At 70.9% G+C, this 15,406-nt stretch carries 15 protein-coding genes and 1 pseudogene; 8 read left to right on the top strand and 8 right to left on the bottom strand.

Going from position 1 to position 15,406, the window contains the following annotated elements:
• Window positions 1–170 precede the first annotated feature (170 nt).
• Window positions 171–317, top strand: coding sequence for a hypothetical protein (locus tag ACFVHV_RS10395; RefSeq protein ID WP_158077738.1), 147 nt, complete (start codon window positions 171–173; stop codon window positions 315–317).
• Window positions 318–416: 99 nt separating this feature from the next.
• Window positions 417–1,283: an aKG-HExxH-type peptide beta-hydroxylase gene (locus tag ACFVHV_RS10400; RefSeq protein ID WP_380350544.1), complete on the top strand. Its 867-nt coding sequence runs from the start codon at window positions 417–419 to the stop codon at window positions 1,281–1,283.
• Here ACFVHV_RS10400 and ACFVHV_RS10405 read toward each other — a convergent pair.
• From ACFVHV_RS10405 to ACFVHV_RS10415, 3 genes are all read right to left on the bottom strand, one after another.
• The gene (locus ACFVHV_RS10405) at window positions 1,280–1,951 is read right to left on the bottom strand and encodes a pentapeptide repeat-containing protein (RefSeq protein ID WP_380350546.1); all 672 of its coding nucleotides are present in this window, start codon (window positions 1,949–1,951) and stop codon (window positions 1,280–1,282) included. The genes ACFVHV_RS10400 and ACFVHV_RS10405 overlap by 4 nt on opposite strands.
• A 153-nt stretch (window positions 1,952–2,104) precedes the next feature.
• Complete coding sequence (locus ACFVHV_RS10410) at window positions 2,105–4,132, bottom strand: prolyl oligopeptidase family serine peptidase (RefSeq protein WP_380350548.1); 2,028 nt, start codon at window positions 4,130–4,132, stop codon at window positions 2,105–2,107.
• Between the two features lie 199 nt (window positions 4,133–4,331).
• The gene (locus tag ACFVHV_RS10415; RefSeq protein ID WP_359906132.1) at window positions 4,332–5,855 is read right to left on the bottom strand and encodes an oligopeptide:H+ symporter; all 1,524 of its coding nucleotides are present in this window, start codon (window positions 5,853–5,855) and stop codon (window positions 4,332–4,334) included.
• A 329-nt stretch (window positions 5,856–6,184) separates the two neighbouring features.
• On the opposite strand from ACFVHV_RS10415, the gene ACFVHV_RS10420 reads away from it, so the two are divergent.
• Both ACFVHV_RS10420 and ACFVHV_RS10425 read left to right on the top strand, forming a co-directional pair.
• Window positions 6,185–6,859: a response regulator transcription factor gene (locus ACFVHV_RS10420; protein WP_030058577.1), complete on the top strand. Its 675-nt coding sequence runs from the start codon at window positions 6,185–6,187 to the stop codon at window positions 6,857–6,859.
• A gap of 59 nt (window positions 6,860–6,918) precedes the next feature.
• Window positions 6,919–8,163, top strand: a complete 1,245-nt coding sequence (locus tag ACFVHV_RS10425; RefSeq protein WP_359906135.1) for an ATP-binding protein — start codon at window positions 6,919–6,921, stop codon at window positions 8,161–8,163.
• 43 nt (window positions 8,164–8,206) lie between these two features.
• Here the strand turns inward: ACFVHV_RS10425 and ACFVHV_RS10430 are convergent.
• Window positions 8,207–8,503 (bottom strand): annotated as a pseudogene (locus ACFVHV_RS10430) (ester cyclase); the annotation flags it as partial.
• Window positions 8,504–8,689: 186 nt separating this feature from the next.
• The gene (locus tag ACFVHV_RS10435; RefSeq protein WP_359906138.1) at window positions 8,690–9,208 is read right to left on the bottom strand and encodes a GtrA family protein; all 519 of its coding nucleotides are present in this window, start codon (window positions 9,206–9,208) and stop codon (window positions 8,690–8,692) included.
• Between the two features lie 301 nt (window positions 9,209–9,509).
• On the opposite strand from ACFVHV_RS10435, the gene ACFVHV_RS10440 reads away from it, so the two are divergent.
• From ACFVHV_RS10440 to ACFVHV_RS10450, 3 genes are read left to right on the top strand one after another with little or no spacing between them, the layout of a single operon-like run.
• Window positions 9,510–10,649 carry a 5-(carboxyamino)imidazole ribonucleotide synthase gene (locus ACFVHV_RS10440; RefSeq protein WP_359906141.1) on the top strand — a complete coding sequence of 380 codons (1,140 nt, stop codon included), beginning with the start codon at window positions 9,510–9,512 and terminating at the stop codon, window positions 10,647–10,649.
• Window positions 10,646–11,182, top strand: coding sequence for a 5-(carboxyamino)imidazole ribonucleotide mutase (gene purE / locus ACFVHV_RS10445; RefSeq protein WP_359906144.1), 537 nt, complete (start codon window positions 10,646–10,648; stop codon window positions 11,180–11,182). The genes ACFVHV_RS10440 and purE overlap by 4 nt, the downstream gene beginning before the upstream one ends.
• Window positions 11,183–11,214: 32 nt before the next feature.
• Window positions 11,215–12,429, top strand: a complete 1,215-nt coding sequence (locus ACFVHV_RS10450) for a dipeptidase (RefSeq protein WP_380350551.1) — start codon at window positions 11,215–11,217, stop codon at window positions 12,427–12,429.
• On the opposite strand, the gene ACFVHV_RS10455 is transcribed toward ACFVHV_RS10450, so the two are convergent.
• From ACFVHV_RS10455 to ACFVHV_RS10465, 3 genes are all read right to left on the bottom strand, one after another.
• Window positions 12,420–12,836, bottom strand: coding sequence for a CoA-binding protein (locus ACFVHV_RS10455; RefSeq protein WP_380350553.1), 417 nt, complete (start codon window positions 12,834–12,836; stop codon window positions 12,420–12,422). The genes ACFVHV_RS10450 and ACFVHV_RS10455 overlap by 10 nt on opposite strands.
• A 40-nt stretch (window positions 12,837–12,876) precedes the next feature.
• Window positions 12,877–13,320, bottom strand: coding sequence for a hypothetical protein (locus ACFVHV_RS10460; protein ID WP_359906153.1), 444 nt, complete (start codon window positions 13,318–13,320; stop codon window positions 12,877–12,879).
• Between the two features lie 144 nt (window positions 13,321–13,464).
• Complete coding sequence (locus ACFVHV_RS10465) at window positions 13,465–14,802, bottom strand: UDP-glucose/GDP-mannose dehydrogenase family protein (RefSeq protein ID WP_359906155.1); 1,338 nt, start codon at window positions 14,800–14,802, stop codon at window positions 13,465–13,467.
• 230 nt (window positions 14,803–15,032) lie between these two features.
• Between ACFVHV_RS10465 and ACFVHV_RS10470 the strand changes: the two genes are divergently transcribed.
• Window positions 15,033–15,406, top strand: a 374-nt coding sequence (locus ACFVHV_RS10470; RefSeq protein ID WP_380350555.1) for an acyl-CoA dehydrogenase family protein, incomplete at its 3' end; no start/stop codon positions are given.

Genomic DNA, 15,406 nt, shown 5'->3' on the forward strand with positions numbered 1-15,406 from the left:
GTCGAATGCTGTGCAAGCTCATGCAAGTTCGTAGAGAGCGATGTCTCGCCGTCCGTAGCCTGGCCAGCATCGGCCAAGCAGTACGTGGCCGATGCGGATCACCGACTCCCCCCGCAGGTTCCTCCATTTCCGGGGAGGTTGTTCCATTCATCCGATGAAGGGAGATCGCAATGTCCGTGATCACCAGCGACACCGAGAGCGCCGAGGCGGCCGAGTCCGTGACGCTCGACGAGAGCGCCACGAACACCATCCGGGGCAACGTCCGGGCGTTCCTGGACGAGGACAACACCTCGATGATGGGCGGCTGGACCAACTGACGGCCGACCTGAGCGCCTGAAGCAGTCGCGCGCCCGGCCCCACCTCAATTGGGGCCGGGCGCGTGGTTCCCAAGCATTCCAGCGAAGGAGTGTTCCTCCATGCGGTTCCTCAACATCCACCACACCCAGGAGACGATCGGCCGACTCGTGAGCGCGGTCGACGAGCAGCCTCCGCCGACCGCCGTGGACCTCCCGGCCGCGTACCGGAGGGTCGTCTCCGCGCTCCGTCCGCTGCCGGTCGAGGATGCGGGCATCACGCTGTCCTTCGAGGACAGCGAGTGGGGCAGCTACCTGATCGAGAACAGGACCTTCGAGAACATCTTCGAGGGGCTGGAGAACACCCCGCCCGACCTGCGGGAGCGGTGGAAGCGCGACTTCTCCGTGGCGCTCCTGCACACCAGGGACCTCGTCCCCGACTTGGGCGCCCTCGTGGACCTGGTGGTCACCGACGTCGTGATGTTCAGCTCGACCAACAAGGGTGGCGGCACCGGTTCGACGCTCCCGGGCCTGGTGAGCATGAGCCCGGGCGACGAGTGGCGGCCCCACGACTACGCCGAGTCCCAGGTGCACGAGACCGTGCACCTGAACGTCTTCCTGGCGGACATGGTGTACCGCCTCTACACGCGGCCGGCCAAGGAGCTGGGGGCCGACGAGTACCGGGTCGTCTCCGCGGTGAAGTTCGGGCAGATGCGCCCGCTGGACAAGGCCTTCCACAGTGCGGTGGTGGCCCCGCCCCTCATGCTCATGCAGCACCTGAGGGGTGAGACGGAGTTGGTGGACACGTTCCGCCACTCGATCCGCGAGTGCGCGGACGGCCTGCTGGACAAGCTGGACCTGTTCACGCCGTACGGCCAGGGGATGGTGCGCGAACTCGCGGACTTCGCCGAGACGATCGACTTCGATCTCGTCACCCGGTCGATCTCGGGCCGGGAGTTCGCGCACTACGACCTGCCTGCCGCAGCCTAGGCTTCGAAGACGATGCCGGCCTCCCTGGCGAGGCTCAGGGCCAGTTCCATGGACCCCGGGCCTCGCACGGTGGCACCCTTGAGGTGCGCGGCGCCTCCGACATCGATCAGTGTGCAGTTGTCGAAGCTGACACCGGGCTGAATGACGACGTTGGCGAACTGGGTTCCCGTGAGGTCGCACTTCTCGAATCGGACATCACGGAGTTCGGCGAACTGAAAGTCGGCCTGGGAGAGATTGCACTCCCTGAAGACCACCGTCTTGAACTTCGCGTAGCGGAACAGCGTGCTGTCTGTCCGATTGCCCTCGAAGAGGACGTCACGGAAACTGCCGTTGCTCCAGGACGACCCGGTGAGCCGGCACCCGGTCACCGTGCCGCGGAGGACGGATACGTCCTGTGTCCGGACCGTGGCGAAGTCGCAGGTGTCGAAGGCGATGTGAGCGAGCACCGACCGGACCAGGTGCATCCCGGTGAACCGGACGTTCTCGAAGGCGCATTGCTCGACCTCGACCGCTTCGCCCGATCGTCCGACGAGGCTCAGTCCGCTGTATTGCCTGCCTTTGATGGTGGCGTCGTCCTCGAAGTCATGGTCGGGCAGCTCCGCAGGTCGCAAAGCCACCTGAAAGCGCGGGGCCAGGGGATTCTTCTGGCGAGGCATGGCCTGAGTCATGACGGGCACCTCACAGTAGCCGCTGGAGTGGAGGAAATGAACGCTAGCACTCAACTGCCGTACGCAGAAAGACAGTTGAAATGCATGGACTTTGGGATCCGGTAGCTATTCAGCCTGCCGAAAACCTCAGGGCATTTGGTGGCGCGGCGCTGATCACTCCAGGCCCAACGAGCGCCGTAGGAACTCCAGTTCGTGGTGCAGCAGGTTTTCCACCACCGCCTCGTCCGTCGGCCGGTGGCCGGTGGCGCGTAGGGGGAGGACCTCGTGCGGGCGGCCGGCGGCGAGGAGGGCGGCGGAGAGCCGCAGGGTGTGGGCGGGGTAGACGTTGTCGTCGGCGAGGCCCTGGATCAGCAGCAGCGGGCGGCTCAGCTTCGGCGCCTCGGCGATCAGCGAGCCGCTGTCGTAGTGCTCGGGATGCTCGTCGGGGTGGCCGAGGAAGCGCTCCTGCCAGTGGGTGTCGTAGAACCGCCAGTCGGTGGGGGCGGCCCCGGCGGAGGCGGCGTGGAAGACGTCCGGGCGGCGCAGCACCGCGAGGGCGGCGAGGTAGCCGCCGTAGGACCAGCCGCGGATGCCGACCCGGTCGAGGTCGAGCAGCCCGGGCCGCAGCCGGTCGGCCGCCCGCAGGCCCTCGACCTGGTCGTCGAGGGCGGGTCCCGCCTTGTCGCCGTGGATCGCCTTGTCCCAAAGCGGCCCGCGCCCGGGGGTGCCGCGGCCGTCCACCACGAGGACCGCGAAGCCCTGGTCGGCGAACCACTGGGAGACCTGGTCCCACCAGAGGCCGCCGGTGGTGGCCTTCTGCACGGCGGGTCCGCCGTACGGGTCGAGCAGGACGGGCAGCGGGCCGTCCCCGGGGCGGTGGCCGGCGGGCAGGAAGAGCGTGGCGCGCAGGGCGTGCGGGCCGAGCCGGAGCAGTTCGGGCCGCGGGGTGACGATGGGCGGCTCGGCGTACGAGGTGAGCGGGAGGGGTGCCGACCCTTCCCGTAGAGCGGTCGTGAAGCCGCCGGGGTGGCCGGGGGAACAGGTGATGAGGACCAGCGTGCCGCCGCGCCGCACCCCGGTGTGCAGGCCGGGGCCGCTGCTGAGCCGTCGTGGGCCGGTGTCCGGTCCGTACGTCCAGAGGTGGGTCTCGGTGGGTTCGTCGGAGGCGGTGAACAGGACCTGCTCGCCGTCCGTCCCGAGCACCGCGCGCAGCTGGAGCCCGGGCGGGGTGACCGGCTTGCCGTCGACGGTCAGGTGCCGGGTGTCGCCCAGGTCGGCGGTGTCCACCAGGGCGCCGCCCCCGGTGCGGGCCGGCAGGCCGGGGAGCAGCTCGATCCAGTGCGCGTCCTGCCGCTCGGCGAGCACCCGGGTGGCGCCGTCCGGCTCGATCGCCAGGGTGCGGACGGTGCGCTGGTCGCGGCTCTGCACGGCGGCGTACGGGCCGTGGCCGTCCCAGCCGGCGGCGGTGAGGTACTCGAAGGCGGCGCGGTCCCAGCGGACCCCGGTGTCCGTGCCGTCGAGGCCGAGCAGCCGCAGCGAGACCTCGGCGTTGGCGGTGCCGGCCAGCGGGTAGCGGACGGCGCGCGGCGGGCGGTGCGGGTCGGCGGGGTCGGCCAGGAAGAAGCGGGCGAGCGGGCGGTTGTCGACCCGGGCGACCAGCAGCGCGGTGCCGTCGGGGGACCACCAGTGGCCGCGGTCGCGGAACATCTCCTCGGCGGCGACGTACTCGGCGAGTCCGTAGAAGACGTCCTCGGCCTCGGGTTCGGCGAGCGGACGGTCGTCCGTGCCGTCGACGCCGACCACCCGCAGGGCGCCGGCGGCGACGTAGGCGATCCGGCGGCCGGTCGGGTCGAGCCGGGGGTCCTGCGGCGGGACGGGGACGGGGACGGCGCGGACGGTGCCGCGGGCGGTGTCGGCCAGCCACAGGGCGCCGTCCAGCGCGAAGGCGGCGAGCGCGCCGGCGGCGTCGGTGCTGTACCCGGCGATGCCCTCGGCGGCGCCGAGCACGGCCGGGTCCGCGATCAGCCGTTCCTCGCCGGTGGCGGTGTCCATGGCCCAGAGGCAGGCGAGCGGGTCGGTGCCGGACCGGCCGCGCAGGAAGAGCACGGTGGTGCCGTCCGGCGAGGGCTCCGGCTGGACGGGGACGCCCAGGGTGAACCGCCGGGTGCGGGCCAGCTGACGGGGTAAGGAGGGGGTCGTCATGCGGGGCACCATAGGCACGGCCGCCGGGTCCGTGTCGAGCGCACAACGCCCGGCGGCGGGGCGGCCTGGGCGGCCTCGGCGGGCGGGCAGCCGGGGCGGCCGGGGCGGAGGACGGGCGGGGCCGGGAAAGACGGCCGGGGCCGCCGCGGATCTCAGGAATCCACGGCGGCCCCGGAGTCGTGAGCCGTAGGCCGGTCGGTCAGCGCACGTCGCCCATGAGGGCCTGGACGCGCTTGCGGTAGCCGAAGACGGCGAGCCCGGCGAGGACCGCGAGCGACGCCTGCATCGCGATGATCCCGTTGCCGTCGAGGTTGACGCCGGCCAGCGAGAGCAGGCTGGTGGTGCAGTCACCGGCGGTGACGGCGAGGAACCAGACGCCCATCATCTGGGAGGCGTACTTCTGCGGCGCCATCTTGGTGGTGACCGAGAGGCCGACCGGGGAGAGGCAGAGCTCACCGATGGTCTGGATCAGGTAGATCGAGACGAGCCACATCGGGGAGACCATGGTGCCGCCGTCCGCCATGTTCATCGGGATGATGAAGATGAAGAACGAGGCGCCGACCAGGACCAGGCCCATCGAGAACTTCACGATGGTGTTCGGCTCCTTGTTGCGGCGGGAGAGCCACAGCCACAGCCAGGCGAACACCGGCGCGAGCGCCATCACGAACAGCGGGTTGAGCGACTGGTACCAGGTGGCCGAGAAGCCGAGGCCGAACAGGCTGTCGGCGGTCTTCTTGTCGGCGAACAGGGAGAGGGTCGACCCGCCCTGGTCGTAGATCATCCAGAAGATGGCGGCCGCGGCGAAGAACCAGATGTAGGCGGACATCTTGGACTGCTCGCCGGCGCTGAGGTCCTTGTCGCGCTTGATCCGGACCAGCACGGCGATCGGGATGAGCAGACCGGCCAGGGTGAGCGGGACGAGGGCCCAGTTCAGGGTGTAGACGCCCAGCCCGACGATCACGGCGTAGAAGACGGCGGTGGCGGCGACGGCGATGCCGGCCTTCACCAGCAGGCTGTTGCGCTCCGCGGGCTTGAGCGGGTTGGGGACCTTGCTGCTCTTGGGGCTCAGGTGGCGGCTGCCCAGCAGGAACTGCACCAGGCCGAAGGCCATGCCGACCGCGGCGATACCGAAGCCCAGGTGCCAGCTGTACTCCTTGCCGATCGTCCCGATGATGAACGGGGCGACGAAGGCACCGAGGTTGATGCTCATGTAGAAGACGGTGAAGCCACCGTCGCGGCGCGGGTCCTCGGGGCCGTTGTAGAGCTGGCCGACCATCGTGGAGATGTTGGCCTTCAGCAGCCCGGAGCCGAGCGCGACGAGGAGCAGGCCGAGGAAGAACGCCGCCTGGCCCGGGACGGCCAGCGCGATGTGGCCGAACATGATCACGAACCCGGCGATGGCGACGGTCTTGCGGGCACCCCAGACCCGGTCACCGAACCAGCCGCCGGGGTAGGCCATGAGGTAGACCATCGAGACGTAGACGGAGTAGATCGCCGTCGCCGTCGTCGCCGTCATGGCGAGGCCGCCGCCCTGGCTGCCCACGGCGGCGTCGGCGCCACCGGAGACCAGGTAGTAGATGAGCAGGGCGCGCATGCCGTAGTAGGAGAAGCGCTCCCACATCTCGGTCATGAACAGGGTGGCAAGACCTCGGGGATGCCCGAGGAAGGTCTTGCCGCCGGGAGAGGCCGACGTCATGTCGGCGTCCAGGGTCTTCGACGCCATGAGTAGTGGTTCCTTGCCTGACAGCGTCCGCCTAGGGGGGTGGCGGCGGACGTGGACGAAACCACTCTACGTGGCGACATTTGGCTTTATCAGATGACAAAAGCCTTGAATCAGGTATGGGAATGGCAAAGTCGGCGCCAGATCTTCCCGATCTATCGATGGTAGATGGGCGCGTCTTCCTTCGGTTTCAAGATCCAAACGGAGATTCTTCGCCGAACGGCCGGTCCGCTGCGGCCCGTTGGGTGCGATCAGGGCCTTGTATAACGATCACGCTCTGTGAACTACCTCACAGGGCGTCCGGCGTTACCCCGGCGGACTACCATCACCACATGACCTGTGTGCTGCTCGCCGAGGACGATCCGGCGATCTCCGAACCGCTCGCCCGGGCCCTGCGACGCGAGGGCTATGAGGTGCTCGTCCGCGAGGACGGTCCGACCGCACTGGCCGCGGGCCTCACCGAGGAGGTCGACCTCGTCGTCCTGGACCTCGGCCTGCCCGAGATGGACGGCCTGGAGGTCTGCCGCCGCCTGCGTGCCGACGGCAAGAGCTGCCCCGTCCTGGTGCTCACCGCCCGCGCGGACGAGGTGGACACCGTGGTCGGCCTGGACGCCGGTGCCGACGACTACGTCACCAAGCCCTTCCGCCTGGCCGAACTCCTCGCCCGCGTCCGGGCCCTGCTCCGGCGCGGCAACGTCGACCAGCTCACCACCGGCGCGCACGGTGTGAAGATCGACATCGAGTCCCACCGCGCCTGGCTCGGCGACGAGGAGCTCACCCTCTCCGCCAAGGAGTTCGAGCTGCTGCGGGTCCTGGTCCGGGACGCCGGCCGGGTGGTCACCCGCGAGGAGATCATGCGGCAGGTCTGGGACACCACCTGGTGGACCTCCACCAAGACCCTGGACATGCACATCTCCTGGCTCCGCAAGAAGCTCGGCGACGACGCGGCCAACCCCCGCTACATCGCCACCGTGCGCGGAGTCGGGTTCCGGTTCGAGAAGAATTAGTCCCTGACGGAGAACGGGCCCTCGGCCCGCGGCAGTGGAACACCCCGGGGAGCGGCAGCGTGAAACGCAGGATGATCAACTCGCTGCTGGGCGTCGTCCTGGTGGTCGTCGTGGTGTTCTGCGTACCGCTCGCCCTGGTCGAGAAGCGGACCATCGTCAACTCGGCCCAGGACCGGGTGGACGCGGCCGCCGTCCGGGTGCTCGCCCTGGTCGAGAGCCGGCTCGCCGCGGGGGAGCCGGTCACCGGGCGGGCCTTCGAGAGCCAGATCACCGAGGGCAGCTACGTCGAGGTGCAGGTGCCCGGCCAGCCGGTGGTCTCCGCGGGCGAGCGCCCCGCCGGGAACCACCTGCTGAAGGCCGTCGAGCGCGGCAACAGCGGCGAGACCGTCACCGTCGAACAGTCCCGCGAGGACGTCGACCACGAGATCGCCAACAACCTGCTGCTGCTCGGCGTGGTCGCCCTGCTCGCCGTCCAGGCCGCGGTGGCCCTCGCCGTCTGGCAGGCCAAGCGGCTCGCCCGGCCGCTCACCGACCTCGCCGAGACCGCCGAGCGGCTCGGCTCCGGCGACCCGCGCCCGCGCGACCGCCGCTACGGGGTGCCCGAGCTCGACCGGGTCGCCGAGGTGCTGGACACCAGTGCCGAGCGGATCGCCCGGATGCTCACCGCCGAGCGCCGGCTCGCCGCCGACGCCTCGCACCAGCTGCGCACCCCGCTCACCGCGCTCTCCATGCGGCTGGAGGAGATCACCGCCCTCGCCGAGGAGCCGGAGACGGTCAAGGAGGAGGCGACCATCGCCCTCCAGCAGGTCGAGCGGCTCACCGACGTGGTCCAGCGGCTGCTCACCACCCAGCGCGACCCGCGCAGCCCCACCGCCGTCGCCTTCGACCTGGACGAGGTGATCAAGCAGCAGGTGGAGGAGTGGGGCCCGACGCTGCGGGAGCAGGGCCGGGTGCTCTCCCTGGAGGGGCTGCACGGGGTCACCGCGGTCGGCACCCCGGGGACGGTCGCCCAGGTGCTGGCCACCCTGATCGAGAACTCGCTGATGCACGGCGCCGGGACTATCACCCTGCGGGTCCGGCCGTCCGGCACCTCGGCGGTGGTCGAGGTCCAGGACGAGGGCGCGGGCGTGCCGGCGGACCTCGGCAACCGGGTGTTCGAGCGCGCGGTCAGCGGGCGCAACTCCACCGGCATCGGTCTGGCCGTCGCCCGCGACCTCGCGGAGGCGGACGGCGGGCGGCTCGAACTGCTCTCGCTGAAGCCGGCGGTGTTCGCGCTCTTCCTCGGACGCAGCCACCAGGACTGAACGGGCCCGGGGCCGACTCGAACGGTCGGACACGCCCTAGCTAGTCGAACTGCGCGTCGCGGACCACGTCGAGGTCGGTGAAGGTGGGCGGGGCGTCGCAGAGCGCCACCATCTCGCGGAAGATCCGGTCGGTCTCGGGCAGGGCGGAGTTCTCCATCGCCGCCGCGTAGGAGGGGAACTCCACGATCTGCACCACGTGCGCGGTGTCGGAACGGTCGGTGCCGATCACCGCGTGGGAAGCGGTCCGCCTGCCCCGGGTCGCCTCGACCCAGGTGTCCAGCAGCCGGTTGAGGTCGTCGAGCCTGTCGGTCCTGCAGTCGATGATCTGGACGAACGTCATGGCGAGCCTCCTGGACCCCCTCGGCCACGATCGTCCGCCGGCCGTGCTCGCCCTCGGTAACCACTGTCCTCCGGCTGCGGCGGACACGGCAAGCCCGCCGGAAACGGCAGTGCCCCGGCGGCCGCGTTCGGGCTGCCGGGGCTGCGAGGAGCGAAGGGGGGTGCGAGGGGCGCGGGGGCGCGGGGCCTACTCGGCCTTGGCGAGGCGGATCCGCTCGGTGGCCAGCATCAGCTCGGCCTGTGCGGCCAGCTCCTGGCCGCTGGTGGCGTCCACCGCCTGCTGGGCGGGCAGTCCGACGGGCTCCGGCACGGCCTTGAACACCCAGGTGCGGTACGAGACGAAGCGGAACACGGTGGCCACGGCGAGGCCGATCACCTTGGCGCCGATCTGCTCGTAGTGCGAGCGCAGGTCGAGCACGTACACCGAGAAGCCGAGGACGCCGGTCTCGATCAGCATGCCGATGCCGCTGTAGACCAGGAAGAGCGTGATCTCGCGCCTGCGGGAGGCGGCGTCGCGGTCCCGGTAGAGCCAGTAGCGGTAGCCCAGGTAGTTGGTCGCGATCGCGATCACCGTCGCGACGATGTTCGACCGGACCGAGGCCAGGCCCATGCCGTTGATGCAGACCCAGAAGACGGCGAAGTTGACCACCACGCCGCTCAGGCCGACGATGCCGAACTTCACGACTTCGCCCGTGATCCCACGCATCTTCTGTGCGAGCGGGGGGTTCGAAGCTGCGGTCGTCGCCATACCGGACTGCCTCCATGTGCCTGCGGGACGAAAGGGCCTGCCGCGACGGCGCGGCCACCCCTTGAGCCCTGCGTGCACGCACATGATCGGACCGCGCAGACCAGGACCTGGCCGTCCAGGCTACCCGCTTCCATCGAACGGCTCAGCCCCCAGGGCGACAGGTTGACATCTACGCGCGTCCGCCCCGACGGCCCCACCGGCGGCTCCACCGCCCCCGACCGGCCCGGATATCCTGGGCCGCGTGACTTCCCCGGGCAATGTGAATTTTCCAGTGGTGGGCATGATCGGTGGCGGGCAGCTGGCCCGCATGGCACACCAGGCGGGCATCCCGCTCGGGGTCAGGTTCAAACTCCTCGCCGACACGCCCCAGGACTCCGCCGCACAGGTGGTGTCCGACGTCGTCCTCGGCGACTACCGCGACCTCGACACCCTGCGCGCCTTCGCCGCCGGCTGCGACGTGATCACCTTCGACCACGAGCACGTCCCCACCGAGCACCTGCGGGCCCTGGAGGCCGACGGCATCGCCGTCCGCCCCGGCCCGGACGCGCTGGTCAACGCCCAGGACAAGGGCGTGATGCGGGCCAAGCTGGACTCCATCGACGTGCCCTGCCCCCGGCACCGGATCGTCGCCGACCCGGCCGACGTCACCGCCTTCGCCGAGGAGGGCTCCGGTTACCCGGTCGTCCTCAAGACCGTCCGCGGCGGCTACGACGGCAAGGGCGTCTGGGTCGTCGACGACGAGGAGCAGGCGCAGGCCCCGTTCCTGGCCGGCGTCGCGGTGCTGGCCGAGGAGAAGGTCGACTTCGTCCGCGAGCTGGCCGCCAACGTGGTCCGCTCGCCCAGCGGGCAGGCCGTCGCCTACCCGGTGGTGGAGAGCGTCCAGGAGAACGGCGTCTGCGCCGAGGTCACCGCCCCCGCGCCGGACCTCGACCCGGCCCTGTCCGACGAGGCCCAGCAGCTCGCCCTGCGGATCGCCGGCGACCTCGGCATCGTCGGCCACCTCGCCGTCGAGCTGTTCCAGACCCGGGACGGCCGCATCCTCGTCAACGAGCTGGCCATGCGTCCGCACAACTCCGGGCACTGGACCCAGGACGGCGCCGTCACCTCGCAGTTCGAGAACCACCTGCGGGCCGTCCTCGACCTCCCGCTCGGCGACCCCCGCCCGCGCGCCAAGTGGACCGTCATGGTCAACGTCCTCGGCGGCGACTACCCGGACATGTACCGCCCCTTCCTGCACTGCATGGCCCGCGACCCCGGGCTGCGGATCCACATGTACGGGAAGGACGTGAAGCCCGGCCGCAAGGTCGGCCACGTCAACGTCTTCGGGGACGACCTCGAAGACGTCCGCGAGCGCGCCCGCCACGCGGCCGCCTACCTGCGAGGAACGATCACCGAATGAGCCCCGCTTCGACCGCCCCCCTCGTCGGCATCGTGATGGGCTCGGACTCCGACTGGCCGGTCATGGAGGCCGCCGCCCAGGCGCTCGACGAGTTCGAGATCCCCTACGAGGTGGACGTCGTCTCCGCCCACCGGATGCCCCGCGAGATGGTTGCGTACGGCGAGAACGCCCACCTGCGCGGCCTGAAGGCGATCATCGCCGGCGCCGGCGGCGCGGCCCACCTGCCGGGCATGCTCGCCTCCGTCACCCCGCTGCCGGTCATCGGCGTGCCGGTGCCGCTGCGCTACCTGGACGGCATGGACAGCCTGCTGTCGATCGTCCAGATGCCCGCCGGCGTCCCGGTGGCGACCGTCTCGGTGGCCGGCGCGCGCAACGCCGGCCTGCTCGCGGTGCGGATGCTCGCCGCCTTCGACCCCGAGCTCACCGAGAAGATGACCGAGTTCCAGGCCGAGCTGAACAACCAGGCCACCGAGAAGGGCCAGAAGCTGCGCGCCAAGGTGGCCGGTTCCTCCTCCTTCGGCTTCGGCAAGTAATCCCCTGGTGGGGGTGGGGTAGAACAACCCGTATGACTTCTCGGACGGACTCCCCCACCCCGCTGGACCGCGCCCGCGCCCTGCTGCGCACCGCCCCCGTGGTGGACGGCCACAACGACCTCCCCTGGGCGATGCGCGAGCAGGCCGGATACGACCTCGGCGCGCTCGACCTCGCCGCCGACCAGAGCGACCGCCTGCACACCGACCTCGCCCGCCTCGCGGAGGGCGGGGTCGGCGCGCAGTTCTGGTCCGTCTACGTCCCCTCCTCGCTGGCCGGCGACCACGCCGTGAGCGCCACCCTGGAGCAGATCGACTTCGTCCACGCCCTGGTCGAGCGCTACCCGGACCGGCTGCGCCTGGCCCGTACCGCCGCGGACATCGAGGCCGCCCGCGCCGAGGGCCGGATCGCCTCCCTGATGGGCGCCGAGGGCGGTCACTCCATCGACTGCTCGCTGGCCACCCTGCGCGCCCTGTACGAGCTGGGCGTGCGGTACCTGACGCTGACCCACAACGACAACGTGCCGTGGGCGGACTCCGCGACCGACAAGCCGGTGGCCGGCGGGCTGACCCGGTTCGGCGAGGAGGTCGTCCGGGAGATGAACCGGCTCGGCATGCTGGTCGACCTCTCGCACGTCTCCGCCGACACCATGCGCGACGCCCTGCGGGTGACCGAGGCGCCGGTCGTCTTCTCGCACTCCTCCTCGCGCGCGGTCTGCGACCACCCGCGCAACATCCCGGACGACGTGCTCGCCCAGCTGCCCGCCAACGGCGGCGTGGCGATGGCGACCTTCGTGCCCAAGTTCATCCTGCCCGCCGCCATCGACTGGACCAGGGCCGCCGACGAGAACATGCGCGCCCACGGCTTCCACCCGCTGGACACCACCCCGCCGGCCATGGAGCGCCAGCGCGCCTTCGAGGCCGCCAACCCGCGCCCGATCGCCACCCCGGCCACCGTCGCCGACCACCTCGACCACATGCGCGAGGTGGCCGGCATCGACCACATCGGCATCGGCGGCGACTTCGACGGCACCGCCTTCCTGCCGGACGGCCTGGACTCGGTGGCCGGCTACCCCAACCTGGTCGCCGAACTCCTCGGCCGCCACTGGTCGGAGGCCGACCTGGCCAAGCTCACCTGGCACAACGCCGTGCGCGTCCTGCGCGACGCCGAATCGGCGGCCGCCGGGCTGCGCGCGAGCCGCCGCCCGTCCATCGCCACCATCGCGCAGCTGGACGGTCCTCAGGCCTGAAGCCTGGGGATCTCGATGGCCGGGCACCTGTCCATCACCATGGCGAGCCCGGCCGCCCGGGTCCGCCCGTAGGCGGCCTCGTCGACGACTCCCAGCTGGAACCAGACCGCCCTCGCCCCGGCGGCCACCGCCTGGTCGGCCACCTCCCCGGCCAGGGCGCTGTTCACGAACACGTCCACCACGTCGACCGGGAACGGCACCTCGGCGAGCGAGGCGTAGCCCTGCTCGCCGAGGACCGTCTCGGCCTTCGGGTGCACGGGCACGATCCGCTTGCCGTACTCCTGGAGCACCCTGGCCACCCCGTACGCGGCCCGGGCGGTGTTGGTGGACAGGCCCACCACCGCCCAGGTGCCGCCGGTGCGGGTGAGGATCTCGCGGACCGCCGCTTCGTCGCCGTAGCTCGTCATGCCGGTACCAACGACGTTCGCGGGCGCCGGATTCCTGGGCTCAGATGTTGGTGGCGTTGAGCTTGACCAGGGCCGTCGTGTCGTTGTCGTACGTGATCTCCAGTTCGACGACCCAGGCCTTCCCCCGGGGCCGGTTCCCATCGGTCTCGTCGCGGTTCCGGAGGGTCATTCCCCAGGTCTCGTCGCTGATCAGCCGGACGCGCGGGAACGCGGCGACCAGTCGGGCGGCAAGGTCGGTCCGGGGCATCCGGAACTCGCCGGTGTACCCCTGCTCCTGCCAGCCGCTGGTGTCCGTGCAGCGGGCCCCGGTGGCCTGCGCGGGCATGGATCCGCCCGCGAAGTCCACGACCTTCGAACAGTCGGCCTTGACGGGTTCGCCGGAGGCGAGGTCGTCGAGGGCGAGCACGAAGCGGCTCGCGAAGAAGAGCAGGAGCGCGGCGACCGCCGCGCAGCCGACGGCCGACCGGACGAACGACTTGCGCATGAAGGACCCCCCGGTCTTCGGACCACCGCGGACAGCGGGTGGCCCGATCCTCGCACGAGAGTTGAACATGTTCAAATACTTGGGTCCGGGAACGCGCGAGCGCCCGCCCCCGGGGTCGGGGACGGGCGCTCGGGAGCGGACTCGTCAGCTCGGGCGGCCCAGGGCGCGGTAGGTCCAGCCGGCGGCCCGCCAGGCCTCGGCGTCCAGGACGTTGCGGCCGTCGAGGAGGCGTCGTTCGGCGACCACGGCGCCGAGCGCGGACGGGTCCAGCTCGCGGAACTCGGACCACTCGGTGAGGTGGAGGACCACGTGGGCGCCCTCGGCGGCCTCCAGGGCGGAGTGGGCGTAGGTGAGGGACGGGAACATCTTGCGGGCGTTGTCCACGGCCTTCGGGTCGTAGACGGTGACCTGGGCGCCCTGGAGCTGGATCTGGGCGGCCACGTTGAGGGCGGGGGAGTCCCGGATGTCGTCCGAGTTGGGCTTGAAGGCGGCGCCGAGGACGGCGACCCGGCGGCCCAGGAAGCCGCCGCCGCACTGCTCGCGGGCCAGCTCGACCATCCGGGAGCGGCGCCGCATGTTGATCGAGTCGACCTCGCGCAGGAAGGTCAGCGCCTGGTCGGCGCCGAGCTCACCGGCCCGGGCCATGAACGCCCGGATGTCCTTGGGCAGGCAGCCGCCGCCGAAACCGAGGCCGGAGTTGAGGAACTTGCCGCCGATCCGCTCGTCGTAGGCGAGCGCCTTGCTGAGCTGGGTGACGTCCGCGCCGGCCGCCTCGCAGACCTCGGCCATCGCGTTGATGAAGGAGATCTTGGTGGCCAGGAAGGAGTTGGCGGCCGCCTTGACCAGTTCGGCGGTCGCGTAGTCGGTGACCATGAACGGCACCCCGGCCGCGATCGGCTCCGCGTACACCTCGCGCAGCACCCGCTCGGCCCGCTCGCTCTGGGCGCCGACCACGATCCGGTCCGGCCGCAGGGTGTCCTGCACGGCGAACCCCTCGCGCAGGAACTCCGGGTTCCAGGCGAGTTCGGCGCCCTCGCCGACCGGCGCCAGCGCGGCCAGCCGCTCGGCCAGCCGGGCCGCCGAGCCGACCGGGACGGTGGACTTGCCGACCACCAGCGCGGGACGGGTCAGGTGCGGTGCGAGCTCGTCGATCGCGGTGTCGACGTACGACATGTCGGCGGCGAACTCGCCCTTGCGCTGCGGGGTGTTGACGCAGATGAAGTGCACGTCGCCGAACTCGGCGGCCTCCTGGGCGGAGGTGGTGAAGCGCAGCCGTCCGGTCGAACCCTCGTGCCCGGCCACGTGCTTGAGCAGCAGTTCGGAGAGCCCCGGCTCGTACATCGGGACGCGACCCGCGGTCAGCATGGCGATCTTGTCGGGGTCGATGTCCAGACCCAGCACCTCGAAGCCGAACTCGGCCATCGCGGCGGCGTGCGTGGCGCCGAGGTAGCCGGTGCCGATCACGGAGATGCGGAGGGTCACGGGTTCTCCTTGGATGCGGACGCGACCAGTACGGATGCCCTGATGCTATCCGCCCGTCGAGGGCGCGCCGGGATCACCTGCACGCCCGAGGGGCCGCCCTGAACGCTAGGCAGCCGCAGGTCGGCGCCCTAGGATCTCTACTGAACGGTAGTTAACCGCGGATTCGACTCGCACCGGGCGCCGATCGGACCTCGATCGGGCACCGGTCACTGAACGACGAGGCAGGCATCATGGCGGGCAGCGCAGGGGCGGCTGACTTCGATCTCTTCCGGATCTCCGAGGAGCACGGGATGCTCCGTGAGGCGGTGCGTTCGCTGGCCGAGGCGAAGATCGCTCCGTTCGCGGCGGAGGTGGACGAGCAGGGGCGGTTCCCGCAGGAGGCGCTGGAGGCGTTGCGGGGCAACGATCTGCACGCGGTGCACGTGCCGGAGGAGTTCGGTGGTGCGGGGGCGGATGCGCTGGCGACGGTGATCGTGATCGAGGAGGTGGCGCGGGTGTGTGCGTCGTCGTCCCTGATTCCGGCGGTGAACAAGCTGGGGTCGCTGCCGGTGCAGTTGTCGGGTTCGCAGGAGTTGAAGGCGAAGTACCTGGGGGCGCTGGCGCG

Origin of the sequence: Kitasatospora sp. NPDC127116 (assembly GCF_042677365.1) — a bacterium.
Taxonomy (GTDB): domain Bacteria; phylum Actinomycetota; class Actinomycetes; order Streptomycetales; family Streptomycetaceae; genus Kitasatospora; species Kitasatospora lactacystinica.